We start from the raw sequence: 17,269 nt of genomic DNA, 5'->3' as shown, positions 1-17,269 counted from the left end.
ATGGTGTTTCCATTAGCATATTCAATGTTTTTAACAGTAACATTTAGGGAAAATTATGACGGATAATATTAATAAAAAAACGATAGATAATAGCGCTGCAACTGATGATAAAGCCAATACTACTAACGACGTTTATCAAAGTAATGCTTTTCCTACTATGCCGACCATCGACAGTGATAGTCCGTGGCTGAGCGCTTATGAGCGCTATAGCATCGATGCTACTATCGAGATGCCAGAAGACAATACCTCTCTACTTGATGTGTTCGAGCGTAATTTTAGCCGTTATGGCCAAAAACCTGCCTATATCTGCATGGGCTCATCGATTACTTTTAAGCAATTAGATCTATATAGTCGCCAAATTGCTAGCTATTTGCAGTCAATAGGACTGGTCGCAGGCGATAAAGTTGGGGTAATGATGCCCAACGTCTTGCAGTATCCAGTGGTCGCTCTGGGTATCATTCGTGCAGGGATGGTATTGGTCAATGTAAATCCTCTATACACCAGCCGTGAGCTGTCACATCAGTTGCATGACAGTGGTGCGAAAGCGCTATTTATCGTTGAAAACTTTGCTAAGACCTATCAAGATGCCGAAGACAAAGGTCAGGTAGAGCATGTAGTGTTGTGTACCATTGGTGATATGTTAGGTACGATTAAAGGAGCCGTGGTCAACCTCGTGGCTCGTCATGTTAAAAAGATGATTCCTGCTTATAGCATACCGAATAGCGTGAGTTTCAAGCATGCTCTGAATGCTGAATCAGCCAGTAAGTACCAACGCCCTGAGTTAAACTTGAGCGATGTGGCCTTGCTGCAATATACTGGTGGTACGACGGGAGTAGCGAAAGGCGCGATGCTGTCTCATGGCAATCTAGTCGCCAACATGTTACAGGTCAGCGCGCTGATGAACAGTGCATTTGATGATGATATAGATGGTAGAGATGTGATTTTGACCGCACTGCCGCTATATCACGTATTCTCATTTATGGTCTGCGGTATGTGTAGCATGTATCAAGGTTATGCCTCGCTACTCATTCCGAATCCGCGCGATCTTGATGGACTTATCAAAGAGATGGCCAAGTACAAGCCAGCGTTTATCCCTGCCGTAAATACCTTGTTTAATGGCTTAGTACACAAAGATAACTTTGCTGATTTGGACTTTTCTAACCTAAAAGCGTCTATCGGCGGTGGTATGTCAGTATTGCCTAGCGTAGCAAAAGAGTGGCACAAAATCACTGGTCTGCCTATCGTTGAAGGTTATGGCTTGTCTGAGACCTCACCTGTCGTAGCTTTTAATCCGATGACTATTGCAGAATTTACTGGAAAAATCGGTATTCCTGCACCTAGTACTGATATCGTACTCATTGATGATGACGAAAATATAGTAGCCATGGGCGATCGCGGTGAAATCTGTGTAAAAGGTCCACAGGTTATGATTGGTTATCAGAATCGTCCGAAAGAAACTGCTGAATCCTTTACGGCTAGCGGTTACTTAAAAACGGGCGATATCGGCATTATGGACGAAAAAGGCTTTATCAAAATTGTCGATCGCAAAAAAGACATGATTTTGGTGTCTGGTTTTAATGTCTATCCAAACGAAATCGAAGAGGCGATGAGTGAGCATCCAGCAGTCGTAGAATGCGGTGCTATTGGTGTACCAAACGATGATCGCGGCGAAGAGCCAAAGCTGTTTGTGGTTAAAAAAGGCAATGTGACTGAAAAAGAGCTATTGGAATATGGCAAAAAACAACTAACTGGCTATAAGCGCCCACGTCATATACAGTTCGTTGACGAATTACCAAAGTCGAACGTTGGCAAAATCCTACGTAAGGAATTGCGTAAGATGGAAGGGTTAGAATAGTTTATATCTGACATTCTATTGATAATGGTGGCGTAATGGCAGGTGCGAATCTTGCTATTGCGCCGTTGTCACGTTAGGATATCTTAAGATTTTAGTCGACTACATACCTATCAATGTGTTTGCTAACGACTGATAGGTATTTTTATGACACTGCTTTTATAACATTGTACTAGGAATTTTTATGCGTATTGACAATCGTGAGCTTGACCAACTTCGCTCGATCAGCTTTGAGCGCCATTATACGAAGCATGCTGAAGGGTCAGTATTGGTAAGTTTTGGCGATACCAAGGTACTATGTACTGCCAGTGTAGAGTCTGGTGTGCCGCGTTGGCTCAAAGGTAAAGGCAAAGGTTGGATCACAGCTGAGTATGGTATGTTGCCACGTGCGACCAACACGCGCAATCAGCGTGAAGCGGCTCGCGGTAAGCAATCAGGTCGTACGCAAGAGATTCAGCGTTTGATCGGTCGTAGCTTACGTGCCATGATTGATCTGAGTAAACTTGGTGAAAACACCATCTATCTTGATTGCGATGTGTTGCAAGCGGATGGTGGTACTCGTACGGCTAGTATCACTGGTGCTGCGATTGCGCTTATCGATGCGCTAGAGAGTATCCAAAAGGCCAAAAAACTTAAAGCAGATCCGCTAATCGGATTGGTTGCTGCGGTTTCTGTTGGTATGAAAGATGGCGAAGCATATCTGGATCTGAACTACGAAGAAGACTCTAGCTGCGATACCGACTTGAACGTCGTGATGACCCAAAAAGGTGAGTACATTGAGCTGCAAGGTACTGCTGAAGAAAAGCCGTTCACTCGTGCTCAAGCAGATGCTATGCTGTCATTAGCTGAAAAAGGCATTGCCGAATTGATTAAAATGCAACAGACGGCGCTTGGTTGGTAGACTAGCGCTTAGATATAACACACTTTCTTTGTTTTTAGTGTCAATAACTGCCTGTTAGCTGCTAATAGGCAGTTTTTTAATAGAAAATATTCGTACATTACGTAATAGGTAACAACACATGCTAAAGCTGACTGATGATGGCGCCAAAATCACCTTACAAGGGCAATCAAATGCTGCTGATAATGGCATGTTTTGGTTTGGTTCTGCACTATTGATAGGGGCCGTCGCAGTCGCCATGGCGATGAGTTTGTTGCCTGAGCGTTTAGCCATCGGTGCGCTTGCACTGCTTATTATTGGTAGCTTTATTTTTAATAAAAAGCGCCAACAGCATAAGAAAGCCATGAGCGGTATGATTAGCAGCGGTACATTGTGGGTAAGGGCTGGCGAGTTGGTCCATGACAATCTAGGTAAGCGTGAGCATATTAATTTAACGGATGGTGATAAGATAACGCTGATTGGCGAGCAATTACAGATTGTCGATAGCAGTGACGTTTGCAAATATCATATTACCGGTTTTGAGAGTGCTCAAGAAGCAAAAGCTGCGAAAGCTATCTTAGAAGGGCAAGCGCTAACGAAACGTCATGTAAATATTAAAATGAAGAGTAATTAGTATCTTTCCTCAATTTCATACTTTATGAAAACATAGCTATTGTCTTCGTATTATCTGAATTTCAAACTCAAGTGTCATTTTAAATTTCACTGGATGTGCCTCTACAATATTGTCATCTATCAGTATATTCATACCGTCTATCACCTGACGCAAGCGAATAGTGCTTGCAGATTTGTGCGCAAATGGTTTATAAGTAGGATTATAAAATTTATCCTTCTTATTATTGATACTGTCATTGAGATCTATTGACAAGGAGTTAGTCATGCTGCGTTTGTCTATACCATCAGTCGCCGCGTCGTGCGGTTTATTCCTATTTACCTGCGGCATGGTAGGGCAAGCCCATGCAGATAGTATGAGTATGCTTATTGCCCAAAAATCTATTCAACCAACGATGAATACGTCCTATCGTTATCCTGAGGTACAGCGTTCAGCACCTACAGTCTTACCAGCGTTTTTATCAGGCAACTATGACAATGTCGATAGCGAGTATCTACCGCTATTGAGCAATGCCGAGACGCAGAGTAGTATGGCAGCACGTGAGGTGGTCAGTACCGCCCGCAAAATGGCACTTAATGAGCGCACGATTATTCAAGGTGGCTGCTGGGATTATTTAAATGCTGTATTTAATCGGGCAGGGGTATCGCGTAATACCATACACAAAGGCACTTATGCGCAAGGGCCCTATGCTAGTAGCAGTGAGATTGAAGCAGGCGACTGGCTCTATTATATCAATCATGGTTACAATGGCGTCGAGCATAGTGGACTGTTTGTCGGTTGGGTCGATGAGCGTGCCAAGCAGGCATTGATACTGAGTTATGCTGGCGAAAATCGCCGTGAACCAGCTCGTTATCGCGTTTATGACTTAAGCAATGTTTATCAAATTATGCGCCCTAGTGTTTAGTGTTCGATATCTCCAGTTTGACAACCTGTTCTATAATTGAATAAAAAAGCGTCCGCAACTCATTGAAGTTGCGGACGCTTTTGCTTTACAGGTTAAATGGTTTTTCTGAATCTAAAACGGTTTTACCACGACGAGAATAACGATAATCACTAAGGCGAAGACAGGCACTTCGTTAAACCAGCGCCAGAATTTATGCGTTTTATAGTGTGGATTATCTATCAGCTTTTTACGATAAAAGCCGCAAGCGCCATGATAGCCTGACAGCAGCACTACTAATAGCAATTTGACGTGTAGCCAACCTTGGGTTTTATAGACATCCCAGCCCAGTCCTAACATCCATAGACCAAAAATCCATGTCGCTATCATCGATGGGGTCATGATACCGCGATATAGCTTGCGCTCCATAATGGCAAAGCGCTCATGGCTGATGCTATCGTCGCTCATCGCATGATAGACAAACAGGCGCGGCAAATAAAATATCGCCGCAAACCAGCAGACCATCGAGATAATGTGCGCCGCTTTAATCCAGTTAAAATAATCTGCCATCATAGTTTCTCTTGCTTAGCTTGTATTTTTTAGCGTGGGCCTACTCTGCCAATACAACTTGTGTTTGATGACCATTCATCGCATCCATAACAGGCAGTACTTTAGGCGCTCTTGGTGCGGCAAACTGTTTGGTAAGGCCAAGCTCACGCAAGAGTCTATCGTCGCCTGATTGACTTGCATTACCAGTGGTAAGAAGCTTATCACCATAAAAGAATGAGTTAGCACCTGCCATAAAGGCTAATGCTTGCTCAGAATCAGATAGGCTTTCGCGACCAGCAGATAGGCGCACGTAGCTAGTCGGGCAGCAAATACGGGCGACCGCAATAGTACGAATCCACTCAAGTACAGACAGCTGACCTTCGGCCAATACTTTGTCCCCAATCGGTGTACCTGCAATAGGCACCAGTAAGTTGACTGGAATTGATTCAGGCGCTTTTGGCATTTTTAGCAGCTCAAGTACCCAATCGATGCGGTCATCACGGCTTTCGCCCATACCAACGATATTACCACTACAGACATTAATGCCAGAGTTACGCACGTTTTCTATCGTGTCTAAACGCTCATCATAGCTACGCGTGCTAACGACTTGTTCATAGTAACTGCGCGAAGTATCTAGGTTATGGTTGTAGTAATCTAACCCTGCATCGGCCAACTGTGTCGCTTGATTGGTATCGAGCATACCCAGTGTCATACAAGTCTCAAGTCCCAATGCTTTCACTTCTTTGATCAGCTCAACCACATAAGGCATGTCTTTAGCACTTGGGTGTTTCCACGCGGCACCCATGCAGAAGCGTGATGAGCCACTGTTTTTGGCGCGTTTGGCCGCTGCGATGACTTTATCAACTTCTATGCGCTTTTCTGCTTGTAGTTTGGTTGTGTCGCGATGATGACCTGACTGTGAGCAGTAGCCGCAATCTTCAGGGCAGTTGCCCGTTTTGATAGAGAGTAGCGTGCTGATCTGTACTTCATTGGCAGTAAAATGCTTTCTATGGATGGTTTGTGCTTGTAACAGCAAGTCCATTAGAGGTAAATCAAACAGTTGCGCGATTTCTTCACGGCTATACGTGGTGGCTATTTTACTATCAGTTTGAGTCGCGTCTGTGGCTAGACTGGCCAAAAAATCACTCTTGGTCGTATCTGGCTGAGTGGCTACATCAGTTGGCTGGGTGGCGTCAGGTTCGGAGATGCTAAGCAATCCTGCCATAAGGTAAGTCCTTTTATAAGAATTAGAGGGTATTAAATAAAACCAATGTTTTTATCTATTGTCATTTATAAGGTAACAAAAAAGGTTGCCGTATAGTATACCGCAACCTTTTTAGAAAATCAGAACACTGCTAGACAGTATGTATAATTGTCACAGTAGCGCACATAAATAGTAACTATACGTTTGGCTATTTAGTTCTATATCATCCATTCTACCAATGACTACCGCTCAGTGCACCATTCTTTTTATTTACCAAGTTTGTGCTTGGCGATACCAACCCAATGCTCAGCAAATTTCTGTGCTTTATAAGCGTAAGGTTTGGCTTTTTGGATATATGGTTTGCACTCTTCTGGAATAGCTGGAACGATATGCTTGGCAAGTTTGTTGAACCACATCATTAGGCTATAGTCGCCTTCAATGCTCAAGTTACCTTCTTGTACAGCAGTCATAAAGGCAGGCAAGCTACCTTTGGTTAGCAGTCTAACGCCAGTCATAGAGTCTTTGAAAGTGATGGTCAAGTCGGCTTCTTTTGCATGGCCGCTTTGTTGACTGAATTGTCCATTGTCAAAGCTAAAAGAACGGGCGATATCAGACTCAGTACTAGCAAACTCAATCGTAACTTGACGATCAGCGAATAACGCTTTGACATCTTCGTTATCGCTATCAGCTAACATAGACAAACGATAGCCAACGACAGCCAATAAAGCATCTAATGGATCAGATTTGATATCTAATACAGGAACAGTAAACATAGCAGAACTCCTAAAGAAATGAGGCATAAAAATAAAGCGTACTTTATACCAGTTTTTATGACAAATATATAACTGGATTATAAACTATCATAGGGTGTCAACTCTTTAGGAGTTAAGTAGAGAGCGTTAAGTATCTTGTAACATTCGATGTCACTGACGTAAGCAAGGTATTGATATAGACAAACAGAGATATAAATAGGACAGTTTTAACGGAAACGTGGCTGATAGTTATCATCGTAGACAGGTGTGTGTTCGATATAGCGTGCGGCTTCTAGCTCACGTTGCTGACTAACTGTTTGGCTCACATCATCATAGCGTAATGCCCGATACAGTACCCAAGCTGCTAATGGTAACCAACTGATGCCCATAGCGATGATATAGCGATGCCATGATGATAGCTCCATCAACATAGGACGACCTGCTAGTATATTCTGAATCAACTCAACGGTGAACCAGTAAGCCATACCGCCAAACAGATATAGCAGTAGCCAACGATATGACGACAAGGCGAGCACCACTACTAAACTGGCTAGCAGTCCATAACCAAGCCATGCCGCGCCGCTCCATGCCTCTACACCGATAAAAGAAAATATAGTCATTAACATCATTCATCTCGCTATTCATAAGGTGAATTCCAATGAGACTATTATGAGAGGTTATTGAGTAAAGCTGAAGAGGGTGCAGGCGACTTTGCGACAACCGTTGACGTTTGGTTTTTTGGCTTGTTTTGCGATATTTGATGGCTAGATATTAGGCTAAGCGCCGTGAGGGGTGGCGCTTATTTTGAGTAGTACGGAAATGGTTTTGCTAGTCTAGGAATATATTTATTAGCTAGCAAACCAATCCAAACTAGCAAACAGGATTGTTAGTTTGCTAAATACTTAGCCTCGATTGGTACGATTACCCCACCACGATAATAGCGAAACTAGAATAGCACCGAGTAGCATAAGTCCTACTGTCGTTGACCACTGTGCGCCAGTAGGGTATTGCCATGGCATGACATTATGGACAGCTTCAGTATTTAGTGAGCCTAGCGCATCTACTTTCCATGGCCATACTTTTATTAGAGAGCCTGCAATAAAGCCTGTCAGCAATGCCAAGGTAGCCTGATAATAATGCGAGAGCAGCCACTTAAGTGCGCGCGTGAATAGCAATAGCCCAGTCGCCATACCCGCAATGACTGTGAAAATGGCACTCAGATTCATCGTATCGACTGCTTCTAATACTGCATCGTAAGCGCCTAGCAATAGCAAAATAAACGACCCTGATATCCCTGGTAGGATCATGGCACAAATAGCAATTGCCCCTGCAAAAAACAAATACGGTAAGCTAGGCGTGGTCGTGAGTAACGGCATACTACTGATGACTACGGCAGCAATAAGCCCAGTCGCAAACAGTGCGACACGTCCTATATTCCAGCGCTTAATTTCACTAAGTAAGATAAATACCGTTGCGACGACCAGTCCAAAAAAGAATGACCAAATAAGCAATGGTTGGTTGTCCAATAAATGCTTAATGATACCGGCTAAGGTCGCAAAGCTAGTGGCAATGCCTAGTAGCAAACACAATAGAAATGTCGCGTCTACTTGTCGCCAAATTGCCGCGAATCCTTTGATGCCACCTTCCTGACGAAATATCGTCCAAAGATTGGGGCCGATGCTGCCAAGTGCGTTAATCAAGCGCTCGTAAATCCCTGCAATCAGCGCAATAGTGCCGCCAGAGACGCCAGGCACAATATCAGCTGCTCCCATGGCCATACCTCTAACATAGATACCTACCAGCTGCTTAGGGCTATCGGTACGTAAAGGTACCTTATCTTGCTCTAATGGTGTTGGCGCTGACGGCTGAATTGGCCGTGGAGATTGTGGTGCCGTCATGGGCATTCCTTTATCATTTAAAAATAAGTGTTATCTAAAAGTAAGCATTAGATGAAAACAGGCGTTAGCTAAACATCAGTGTGCATAGCAGATTTTATTAATTATCATCACGTACTAAGGCATGTCTGCAATTCATTTGATAGTCGTTTAACTGAACTAAAAATGGCCAAATTTTACCAGATATCGTCAAATAGCTGGTTAATATATCGGTACTATCTACGCTACTTTTCTTGTTTAGGCCACGCTCTAAAGCATAAAAGCCAGATTAATGACAAAACATTAACCTAGCTTATTAAATGGTATAAAGCGTCCTACAATTACTCAGTAGGCGCCAGTGCAGGATAGCCAAGAGCGTACAAAGTACCTTCAAGCCCTGTCACGTTGATAGCGGCATCAGCACGTGCTTGAACGATTGGTTTGGCATGATAGGCCACACCCAGATCGGCTAATGCCATCATCGGTAAATCATTAGCACCGTCACCGACACAGACCACTTGTGACATCTCAATGCCTAAGCGCTCAGCAGTATGCTCAACGATAGCGGCTTTTTTGGCACCGTTGACAATAGGCCACTGTACATGACCAGTGACTTCACCTTCCTCGATATCTAGAGCATTGGCATGCACTTCATCGATACCCAATTGCTCAGCGATATAACGGGCAAAATAAGTAAAGCCGCCCGAGACCAGCACCGTATGATAGCCCAGTGCTTTTAGCGCACTAATCGTTGTGCGCGCACCAGTCGATAATGTTAATCGGCTACAGATATCATCCAGCACGTCAGTAGAGGTGCCTTTTAGTAAGGCCACACGCTGAGCAAATGATTCATCAAAATCAATTTCACCACGCATTGCTGCTTCAGTGATGGCTTCAACTTCTTCGCCAATCCCAGCCGTTTTTGCTAGCTCTACGATGACTTCTTGCTCGATCAAGGTCGAGTCCATGTCAAAGCAGGCAAGTTTGTGCGTCCGTAGCATATGACCGACAGACAGGATATGACAGTCCACGACGTTTATGTTGCCTGTGCTATCTGCACTGCGTGTATTGTTGTATTCTTCAGTTAGGTCACGACGCAAGCGAGCGGTCAGCTGATCATCAATGATGTGAGCGGCTGCGGTTTTTTTGCCAGGGTGCATTAGTGTGTCAGTGACTGGCACTAGCAGATAACGGTAGACCTGAGTATGGGTAAAGGGTAGGCGCTGTGCGTCCGCTGCTGTAGGCTCGGTATCAGATACTGTGATATTGACGAAGCTAGCGTCAGTATCTTCGGCAACGGTCACTAGATGCCAGCTTGGCTGTTCATCGACCCACGACTGAACGTATTGATGAATATCTAACGCAGATACCTGAGTCGGCAGTACTACGATGAGCGCAAAAACAGGTAGCGACTGTAGCGCATCAAAGTCTTGCAAATTGGTATCTTCGGGTAATAATGCCGCAATAGAATCAACGGCTTGTTGCCATGCTTTGCTGTCTTTTGGTAACGAATAAGATGTATTTTTTGGCATGGCTCAATTGTCCCTTGTATGCTCATATAAGATTAGGAATAATAACAGTTTTACTGGGCAGCGCCTATAGATGACGCGCAAAGTAACAATGATGCTAAAGAACAGATTTTATGGCGTAAGATGCCGTAGAAAATGCAGTAAAGTTATTATGATAAATTTATAAAGCGCTCACGCTATAAGGCTTATTATGGTGATATAGTAGATGAGATAAGCTGGCTGTTGCTTGACGATGCTTTCTTATTAACGACGCCTTCGCAAAAGATAGCAAGGCAAAAGGTAGTAACGTTGGCAACTGTATTAACGGTAGTCATAGTAATGATGTCATCAGTAGTGCTTTAGATACAACAGTGTCTTAGATGTAATAGTGCTGTCGATAGTCGTTAATAATCTGTATCGCTTTACAACTATGTGCGCAGCACAGTTGGCGCACATCACAATTGTTTAAAAATTAGCCAAAAAATGAGCAGTAGCCTCGTTTTTTAATTTCTTCTCTCCAAAAAAGTTTAACATATCATGACGTATTTAGCGCCGCGGCAAGGGTTGTTTGCCATTATTCTTCTGGTTAGTTTTTGTTTGCAGACGCTGTTATTGGTCATTAGTACTGACCAACAGCTGAGCAATAGTCGTGCGTTAAAAGGCGAGCAGATGGTCGCCCAGCTGATTGATGAAGCAAGGTTGTCTTTAGAAAATAAAGACCGTGTGAGTTTAAGCGTTATTGCCAACCGCTATACCAGCGAGCAAGACGTCACACGGATACTGATTAAAGACAACAACGATGATATCTTGGTGCCAGTAGGCAATGCGCCGATGCAGCAAGGTGACACCATTCGTCAAATCGCCACCAATGGCGATGCAGTTATTGGTAGCGTTGCATTGACTTTGAAAGACGTCAGTAAAGGCGAAATTATCGCCATGCAATGGCCGTTTGTCATCGGTACTATGCTGCTGCATTTACTGCTTTGGTTGATTTATGGTTACCTCGCTCGTCCGACCAAAGAGCAAATCAATGCGTTAAGTCGAGATATCCAAGAGCTGTATCGTGACCAATATAGACCAGTCGATCAACGCGGCTACGACCGTGAACTTGAGCGCCAGTCAACGGGTCAATCAGCGTCTCATTTAGCAGACAGTCAAGTAGCGACGGATAATACTGCAAACGCAGCAGATGACGAGGTGACTAATGCCCGCAAGTTTAATGTACATAATGAAGTGAACGAGTACCTTAGAACCCAGCAAAACCAAGAGGCAGGTAGCGATACTGACAATCTAGCGAGTGCGAGTGAAGGTAGCGAAAGCGAGATAGCAGATACAGACGGTGTCACTTCTCAAGCTGCCAGTTATACGTCTAAGCTATCTGCCACACGGTCTGTTGATAGCGTCAAAGTTCAAGTCGTATTCCATGATGAGTTCAATATGCTTGAACGCCTTGCACCTGCGCAGCGTCTGCCTTATCTATCACTCTGCACCCAGCTGCTCAATCAAGCCGTGACTGAGTTGCTAAGACAACCATTGCTACTGGGCGTGAGTGCGATGAATGAAGCGCACTTCGAAGACAATGGCGCAAGTGTGGTACTAAAGGCTGATAATAGTCATGCAAAAGTGGCACTCGCAGGCGTGATGCTTGCCAAGCTATACTTAATGCTCAACAAAATTATCCACGACAAGCATATTGAGCTGTCGCGCTTTGCTTTGCCAGCGAAAGCGGGCGTGAGTGATGAGGCGCAGTCAGAGCCAATGACTCACTTGCTCCAGAGTATCGGCAAAAAAGAGCAGCTATTGATACTATTGCCAAATGCTGGTCTCAAGCAAATCAGCAATCACGTACAAGTACATAACATCATGCGCCCAACCACTGTCTATGAGCGCGAGTGTGCGATATTTGATGGTGCTAACGACTCCTTGATTCAGCGTTTGGCTGATGTGCGCAACGCAGTTCTTATGATTGAAGATGAGGACGATCTGCACATTTAATGCCGACTGTATTTGGTCATTTATATTACAATTGTCTGTTATATAGCCTACTAGACTATCTTAATCGTAGAGATGAAATGTACCATATTGCGAAAAAGGATTGACAACATTCAATAGAGACTTTATAAGGCATATATATATTGATGTATTCTTAATACCCTTGCCTAAAAATGATAGGAGTTTGTCATGAGTGACGCTGATATTGACGACGATTTTGATGATGATTTTGTCGACGATGATGATGCAAAGATGGTTGAAGAAGCTGAGACGAGCGTACGTACACGTTTAAGTAGTCTTGAAAAACGTCGGCTAATCGATAATTTGCTAGAAGAAAAGCGTTTGGCTAAAGAGTTAAAAGACGATCTAGACGACATAGACAACTTCGATGAAGACGGCGATGATTGGGATGATGACGATTTTTAATTTATCGGCATCAGTCGTTTCAGTGGACTAAAGTGCTCTAGTAGCTACTTTAATGACGGTAACTACTTTAACGGCAGTGGCTATTTTAATGACTAAAATCATTTAACCAATCAAACTGGTTGCCTGCTGTTTTCTAATTTTCTAGGTTGCTCGCAACCAGTTCATCTCGATAATACTTACCTGATAGAGGTTGCTTGAGTTTGATCAATCAAGCAGCCTTTAGTCTCTACTTAAGTACTCGTCCTCTTTTATTTAACCGATCGCCCACTGCGATTGATGACATCTATCTGCTAAGGAAAACCAAATTATGAGTAACCAACTAAGTTTTGATGAATTACTAGACTATTTGGACAATCAAGAAAGCCAGTTTGTGCTAGATAGTGTCGCAGCGCATGGTTTTTTGACAGCGACGGTTATCGGTCGTCCATTGCCTAACTGGATGGATGCCCTGTTCGAAGGTCACGTAAGTGAGATTCCAGACAACGTTATCGATGGCATCAAACGCTGGCGCGATTCAATCATGGCTGAGCTAAAAAACGAGACGCCTATTGAATTACCATTTGGTGAAGATGCTGGTAACGAAGAAGTGGCGGTTGATTTCTCTGACGAGTCAGACATCGTTGCTTGGTCAATCGGTTTTGTCGATGCCATGTATGGTGACGAAGCAAGCGATTGGTTTGAAGATCAAGAGACCGCAGAAGACGTCGCAGTATTGACCTTGCCAATGATCGTACTAAGCGGTATCGATGATGAAGATCCAGAGCTGTCTGAAATGCGTAAAGACGAAGACAAAATGGTACAAATGGCCAATAGCATCGAAGGTAATTTGACTGAATTATTCTTACTATTTCATACCAACGATTAATGATGCTAAGAAACAGCGCTATTAGCAGTGCTGTTTCTATTTTGCCTATGCTGTATTACAGTGCTTTGATTTACCCTGTATTTTATTAGTCACCGATAAGGTCATACTATGACTGTGCAACTCTCTAATCTTGAACACCTACCTAACTATCAAATCACTGAACGCCTAGACGTGGTGTACGGTAGTACCGTGCGTTCAAAGCACGTCGGTAAAGATTTGTTTGCTGGGTTAAAAAACATCGTTGGCGGCGAGCTGACGGCTTATACCGAGCTATTAGAAGAGTCACGCCAAGAAGCAATCGATCGCATGATTGTCAAAGCAGAGGCGTTAGGTGCTGATGCGGTGGTCGGTCTACGTTTTTCAACTTCTAGCATCGCCCAAGGTGCGTCAGAGCTGTTTGTCTATGGTACGGCGGTCAAGGTTGCGCCGATATCACAGCAGCAGTATCAAAACCCGCCAAGCGATGGTTATAATCATTCTAGTCAAAACACAAATACTCAGACCCAAGTCGCACCCGATGATTTACCGCGTTTCAATCCTTTTGGTTAATCCTACAATACTAAAAGCTACAATACTAAATCCTATAATGTTAAAAGCACCGATGCTTTTTATGATGAGAAACGTGCTATGAATGATTCACTCACGCAAGTGCTCATCAACTATGGGCCGTTTGTCTTCTTATTCGCGGCTGGCTGGTTCTTCGGGTCACGCCATGAGCGTCAGCATTTAGCACAGCTAAGCGTAGCAGAGCAAGCATTGGGCGATATTACTGTCTCAAGCGAACGCTTATACCGTCCCAAGTTAGCGGCGGGTAGTGAAGGTGAGCTGGTGCTGGGTAGTGTCGTCATCGCTCAAGACTACTTCAAAATGATCATCGCTCGCGTATTAAGTGTCTTTGGCAAAAACTTAACCACCTATGAGACTTTGCTAGATCGTGCCCGCCGCGAAGCCATTGTTCGTATGCGGACTGAGGCAAAAGCCAAAGGCTACACGCATATCTACGGGTTACGTCTTGAGGTAACCAATGTCAACCAATTAGGCAGTATGGTCGAAGCCATCGCCTACGGTACAGCTGTTATCAGTATCGACCATATTCACTCTACATCTGCTATAAATCACAACATTCCCGCTTAAATCATTTCTAGTTTATTTTCAAGTGTAAAAACCTATAATTGACTGATGAGTAGTCAGAAAAATCAAAACCATACACTTTTACAACGATATACTGAATTTTGTCGTTCCGTTATTATTTCGGTTCGTAGTAACCAGTTTTATCAAAAATTGTCGGTTTAAAAAACACGACTGTATGGAAAAGTATCATATAAAGAGCTGACAACGTCGGTGGCTTTTACCCAAGATATCAGCAGGATTGGCTGATTGAGCATGACGAGGTTGTCATAAACCTGCCCGTGTAAGGGCTCTATCTACAAGGATGTAGTTATGGAAGGTGTTGAGTTAGTCACGTTTATAAATGCAAAAGTCATTCCCATTAGTATCTTTTTGATTATGATGGGAATGGGATTGTCCTTAGTTACCAATGACTTTAAGAGAGTCGTCAAATACCCTAAAGCAGTCGCTATAGGCTTGACCAACCAGTTAATATTTTTACCATTGGTAGGTTTTGCTTTGGCAACCACTATGTCTCTCGAGCCAGAGTATGCCGTTGGAGTCATGTTGCTGGTACTGTGTCCTGGTGGCACGACATCAAATCTATTTACCTATTTAGCCAAAGGTGACGTCGCACTTTCGGTCACCATGACCGCTATTGCCAGTGTTATTACCGTATTTACCATTCCTATCGTCCTCAGTTTTTCGCTCGTGTACTTTATGGGTGCAGGTAGTGAGTTTCAGTTGCCAGTGGTCAAGACCATGATCAGCCTAATTGCTCTGACTATCTTACCCGTCAGTATTGGTATGTTGATCAAACGCTATGCCCCTAACGCGGCAGATAAAGGACAGGTGATGGTATCTCGTTTTGGCGTGATATTTTTGAGCTTCTTGGTACTTTTCTTAAGCTATGTGCAACGAGACATTATCGTTGAAGCATTAATCGCTACTGGCCCTGTGGCATTGATACTGAACGTCTCGACGATGGCACTTGGTTATTACACCAGTAAATGGTTCGGTCTAAATCCTGCGCAAAGACGCTCGATTACTATGGAAGTCGGCCTACAAAACAGTACGCTTTCAATGTTTATGGCACTGACGCTATTGGCTAACTATAAGATGTCGATGACGCCAGCTATCTATACGCTAATCATGTTCTTGACCGCTGGTATCATGGTCAGAGTATTTACTGCCCAGCACAATAAAGCAAAAAGAACAGAGATAGAAAGCAGTGTATTGGCAGCACGTAGAATGTAAGAGGTTTAAGATAACCGTAGTAACGCATTGTTGCGCCAGTTGAGACAGTATTGGTAAAAAATCAACAGTGTATGGTTTAGTAAAAAAAGCCCGTAATCCGCTTTGTATAATGAAGCGTGTTATGGGCTTTTGCGTTTAATGCTCGTTTTAACTCAAATCAGTTTAGCTCAAATCAGTTTTAGCTCAAATCAGTTTGGCTCAAGCTTAGAATCTTCGTCTGTCCATTTTCGCTCTTGCCTCGGCAGCTTGCTCTTTTACTTTTTCAATTTCAAATAAGAACGTACGGTTTTTGAGTACCGCGACGAACACCACACCGCCTACCGTATTGCCCACCAGTACCACGACTAAAAATACCAAGTATCGCCAGAGACTGACGGTATTGCCATACAGCAGCGCTGAAAATACCTCGATATTGCCCACGATACTATGATGCAAGCCTAAAAACCCAATACTACCAGTGATAAGCGTCACCAGTACGATACGGCTAAGTGTATCTCGTGCAGAGGTCACTAGCCATGCGGCCACGCCCATCATCCAGCCTGCTAGCACGGCGCTGCCAAAGATAACCCACCACTCAAAACCTAGGATGTGCTCGGCATAGACATCGATAGCGTGGTCTGTAAACAGATGCATATGCAGTCCCAGACCGATCATTAATGCTGCAAAGATACAGCCGCCAACGATATTACCAGCGATGACGATGCCCCATAGCCGCAGAAGTTTGTGCAGCGGCTCAATTTTATTTAAGACAGGCAAGCTCAAGAGGGATGTCTGCTCCGTAAATAATAGCGACTGACCAATCACCACGATAATAAAGCCGATTGGATACAGCAGTGACGACAGCACCATGGCATAGCGACTTGGTATCACGTCATTGAGCAAGGCAAACGCTGATAAAATCATAAAAAAGCTGATGCCAATCTCTAGCCCAGCTGTAAAGGCGCTGGTAAATAGCGAGCCAAGTGAACGCTCAAAGGTTTCTTTTGCGTGGATAACTTGCTCGACTAAGATACTGGCGTAGCTTTTCGCTTGGCTTAGATTGTCATCACTGGCGACCTTTTTGATGGTTTCTTTGTCTTCGTCGCTGATTTCTTCTGGCAGGTCATCGTTTTCTAGGTCTTCGGTGGCTTTGATAGGTTCGTCTGCGTCCTTATTTACCTCAATGTCTTTAGAAGAATCGCTGTTTTCTTCTAGCGTATGATTATCTTTAGGCATAGGAGGGGTGGTGTTCACGCTCAGACGCTCGCTGTCTGATAGATTAGCCTGAGAATCATGGTCATATTCGGTATCTTGGGACACGGTTGGCTCGCTGGTTATAGGCTAATGATTTTGCTGCATAAGTAATCTCTATTATATTTCCCATTCTTCGGATTGCTGTTGTTAATTGATTAACAATTTGAGTAATAAATCGCCTTCAGGCTTTATAAATTGCCTTACCATCTAACAAAATCTGCCTATCTGCGTTAAAATCACACTATCAACTATTTTTCCTGTT

General features: G+C 43.7%; 17 protein-coding genes. 10 read left to right on the top strand and 7 right to left on the bottom strand.

Features of this window, described 5'->3' with window-relative positions:
- The first annotated feature begins 55 nt into the window (after positions 1–55).
- The 4 genes from IEE84_RS11375 (at position 56) to IEE84_RS11360 (ending at position 4,264) form a co-directional block, all read left to right on the top strand.
- Entirely contained in the window at positions 56–1,855 is a 1,800-nt protein-coding gene (locus tag IEE84_RS11375; RefSeq protein WP_191114244.1) for an AMP-binding protein, read from the top strand.
- 181 nt (positions 1,856–2,036) lie between these two features.
- Positions 2,037–2,753, top strand: coding sequence for a ribonuclease PH (gene rph, locus IEE84_RS11370; protein ID WP_057761673.1), 717 nt, complete (start codon positions 2,037–2,039; stop codon positions 2,751–2,753).
- 118 nt (positions 2,754–2,871) lie between these two features.
- Positions 2,872–3,363 carry a hypothetical protein gene (locus IEE84_RS11365; RefSeq protein ID WP_191114243.1) on the top strand — a complete coding sequence of 164 codons (492 nt, stop codon included), beginning with the start codon at positions 2,872–2,874 and terminating at the stop codon, positions 3,361–3,363.
- 262 nt (positions 3,364–3,625) lie between these two features.
- Entirely contained in the window at positions 3,626–4,264 is a 639-nt protein-coding gene (locus IEE84_RS11360) for a hypothetical protein (protein ID WP_191114242.1), read from the top strand.
- 111 nt (positions 4,265–4,375) lie between these two features.
- Here the strand turns inward: IEE84_RS11360 and hemJ are convergent, their stop codons facing one another.
- The 6 genes from hemJ to serB form a co-directional block, all read right to left on the bottom strand.
- Positions 4,376–4,810, bottom strand: coding sequence for a protoporphyrinogen oxidase HemJ (gene hemJ / locus IEE84_RS11355; RefSeq protein WP_057762639.1), 435 nt, complete (start codon positions 4,808–4,810; stop codon positions 4,376–4,378).
- Positions 4,811–4,850: 40 nt separating this feature from the next.
- Positions 4,851–5,885, bottom strand: a complete 1,035-nt coding sequence (gene bioB, locus IEE84_RS11350) for a biotin synthase BioB (RefSeq protein WP_416383493.1) — start codon at positions 5,883–5,885, stop codon at positions 4,851–4,853.
- Positions 5,886–6,259: 374 nt separating this feature from the next.
- A complete protein-coding gene (locus tag IEE84_RS11345; protein WP_102090478.1) occupies positions 6,260–6,766 on the bottom strand; it encodes an SCP2 sterol-binding domain-containing protein in 507 nt (168 codons plus the stop codon).
- 206 nt (positions 6,767–6,972) lie between these two features.
- The gene (aciT, locus tag IEE84_RS11340; RefSeq protein ID WP_224737784.1) at positions 6,973–7,365 is read right to left on the bottom strand and encodes an AciT family ciprofloxacin tolerance protein; all 393 of its coding nucleotides are present in this window, start codon (positions 7,363–7,365) and stop codon (positions 6,973–6,975) included.
- Between the two features lie 282 nt (positions 7,366–7,647).
- Positions 7,648–8,643 carry a DUF368 domain-containing protein gene (locus IEE84_RS11335; RefSeq protein ID WP_191114240.1) on the bottom strand — a complete coding sequence of 332 codons (996 nt, stop codon included), beginning with the start codon at positions 8,641–8,643 and terminating at the stop codon, positions 7,648–7,650.
- A gap of 317 nt (positions 8,644–8,960) precedes the next feature.
- Positions 8,961–10,151, bottom strand: coding sequence for a phosphoserine phosphatase SerB (gene serB / locus IEE84_RS11330; protein ID WP_191114239.1), 1,191 nt, complete (start codon positions 10,149–10,151; stop codon positions 8,961–8,963).
- 513 nt (positions 10,152–10,664) lie between these two features.
- Between serB and IEE84_RS11325 the strand changes: the two genes are divergently transcribed.
- The 6 genes from IEE84_RS11325 (at position 10,665) to IEE84_RS11300 (ending at position 15,774) form a co-directional block, all read left to right on the top strand.
- On the top strand, positions 10,665–12,122 hold the full coding sequence (locus tag IEE84_RS11325; protein WP_191114238.1) for a hypothetical protein: 1,458 nt from the start codon (positions 10,665–10,667) through the stop codon (positions 12,120–12,122).
- A 186-nt stretch (positions 12,123–12,308) separates the two neighbouring features.
- Positions 12,309–12,545: a PA3496 family putative envelope integrity protein gene (locus IEE84_RS11320; RefSeq protein WP_057761656.1), complete on the top strand. Its 237-nt coding sequence runs from the start codon at positions 12,309–12,311 to the stop codon at positions 12,543–12,545.
- A 307-nt stretch (positions 12,546–12,852) separates the two neighbouring features.
- Positions 12,853–13,410 carry a UPF0149 family protein gene (locus IEE84_RS11315; protein WP_101206057.1) on the top strand — a complete coding sequence of 186 codons (558 nt, stop codon included), beginning with the start codon at positions 12,853–12,855 and terminating at the stop codon, positions 13,408–13,410.
- 108 nt (positions 13,411–13,518) lie between these two features.
- Positions 13,519–13,959 carry a YbjQ family protein gene (locus IEE84_RS11310; protein WP_057761652.1) on the top strand — a complete coding sequence of 147 codons (441 nt, stop codon included), beginning with the start codon at positions 13,519–13,521 and terminating at the stop codon, positions 13,957–13,959.
- Positions 13,960–14,037: 78 nt separating this feature from the next.
- Positions 14,038–14,544, top strand: a complete 507-nt coding sequence (locus tag IEE84_RS11305) for a YbjQ family protein (protein WP_191114237.1) — start codon at positions 14,038–14,040, stop codon at positions 14,542–14,544.
- A 306-nt stretch (positions 14,545–14,850) separates the two neighbouring features.
- Positions 14,851–15,774: a bile acid:sodium symporter family protein gene (locus IEE84_RS11300; RefSeq protein ID WP_191114236.1), complete on the top strand. Its 924-nt coding sequence runs from the start codon at positions 14,851–14,853 to the stop codon at positions 15,772–15,774.
- A 204-nt stretch (positions 15,775–15,978) separates the two neighbouring features.
- Here IEE84_RS11300 and IEE84_RS11295 read toward each other — a convergent pair whose 3' ends face one another.
- The gene (locus IEE84_RS11295; protein WP_191114235.1) at positions 15,979–17,073 is read right to left on the bottom strand and encodes a formate/nitrite transporter family protein; all 1,095 of its coding nucleotides are present in this window, start codon (positions 17,071–17,073) and stop codon (positions 15,979–15,981) included.
- Between the last annotated feature and the right edge of the window lie 196 nt (positions 17,074–17,269).

Source organism: Psychrobacter sp. 28M-43, from assembly GCF_014770435.1.
Taxonomy (GTDB): Bacteria; Pseudomonadota; Gammaproteobacteria; order Pseudomonadales; family Moraxellaceae; genus Psychrobacter.
The sequence above is the reverse complement of the archived record's forward strand: the minus strand, read 5'-3'. Positions and strand labels throughout refer to the sequence as shown.

Bases quoted from the DNA above. Each gene is read 5' to 3' on its own strand.
- IEE84_RS11315 (WP_101206057.1), top strand. From the start codon at position 12,853: ATGAGTAACCAACTAAGTTTTGATGAATTACTAGACTATTTGGACAAT.
- IEE84_RS11375 (WP_191114244.1), top strand. From the start codon at position 56: ATGACGGATAATATTAATAAAAAAACGATAGATAATAGCGCTGCAACT.
- IEE84_RS11360 (WP_191114242.1), top strand. From the start codon at position 3,626: ATGCTGCGTTTGTCTATACCATCAGTCGCCGCGTCGTGCGGTTTATTC.
- IEE84_RS11320 (WP_057761656.1), top strand. From the start codon at position 12,309: ATGAGTGACGCTGATATTGACGACGATTTTGATGATGATTTTGTCGAC.
- rph (WP_057761673.1), top strand. From the start codon at position 2,037: ATGCGTATTGACAATCGTGAGCTTGACCAACTTCGCTCGATCAGCTTT.
- serB (WP_191114239.1), bottom strand. From the start codon at position 10,151: ATGCCAAAAAATACATCTTATTCGTTACCAAAAGACAGCAAAGCATGG.
- IEE84_RS11365 (WP_191114243.1), top strand. From the start codon at position 2,872: ATGCTAAAGCTGACTGATGATGGCGCCAAAATCACCTTACAAGGGCAA.
- IEE84_RS11325 (WP_191114238.1), top strand. From the start codon at position 10,665: ATGACGTATTTAGCGCCGCGGCAAGGGTTGTTTGCCATTATTCTTCTG.
- IEE84_RS11345 (WP_102090478.1), bottom strand. From the start codon at position 6,766: ATGTTTACTGTTCCTGTATTAGATATCAAATCTGATCCATTAGATGCT.
- IEE84_RS11300 (WP_191114236.1), top strand. From the start codon at position 14,851: ATGGAAGGTGTTGAGTTAGTCACGTTTATAAATGCAAAAGTCATTCCC.
- IEE84_RS11335 (WP_191114240.1), bottom strand. From the start codon at position 8,643: ATGACGGCACCACAATCTCCACGGCCAATTCAGCCGTCAGCGCCAACA.
- IEE84_RS11310 (WP_057761652.1), top strand. From the start codon at position 13,519: ATGACTGTGCAACTCTCTAATCTTGAACACCTACCTAACTATCAAATC.
- IEE84_RS11305 (WP_191114237.1), top strand. From the start codon at position 14,038: ATGAATGATTCACTCACGCAAGTGCTCATCAACTATGGGCCGTTTGTC.
- aciT (WP_224737784.1), bottom strand. From the start codon at position 7,365: ATGACTATATTTTCTTTTATCGGTGTAGAGGCATGGAGCGGCGCGGCA.
- hemJ (WP_057762639.1), bottom strand. From the start codon at position 4,810: ATGGCAGATTATTTTAACTGGATTAAAGCGGCGCACATTATCTCGATG.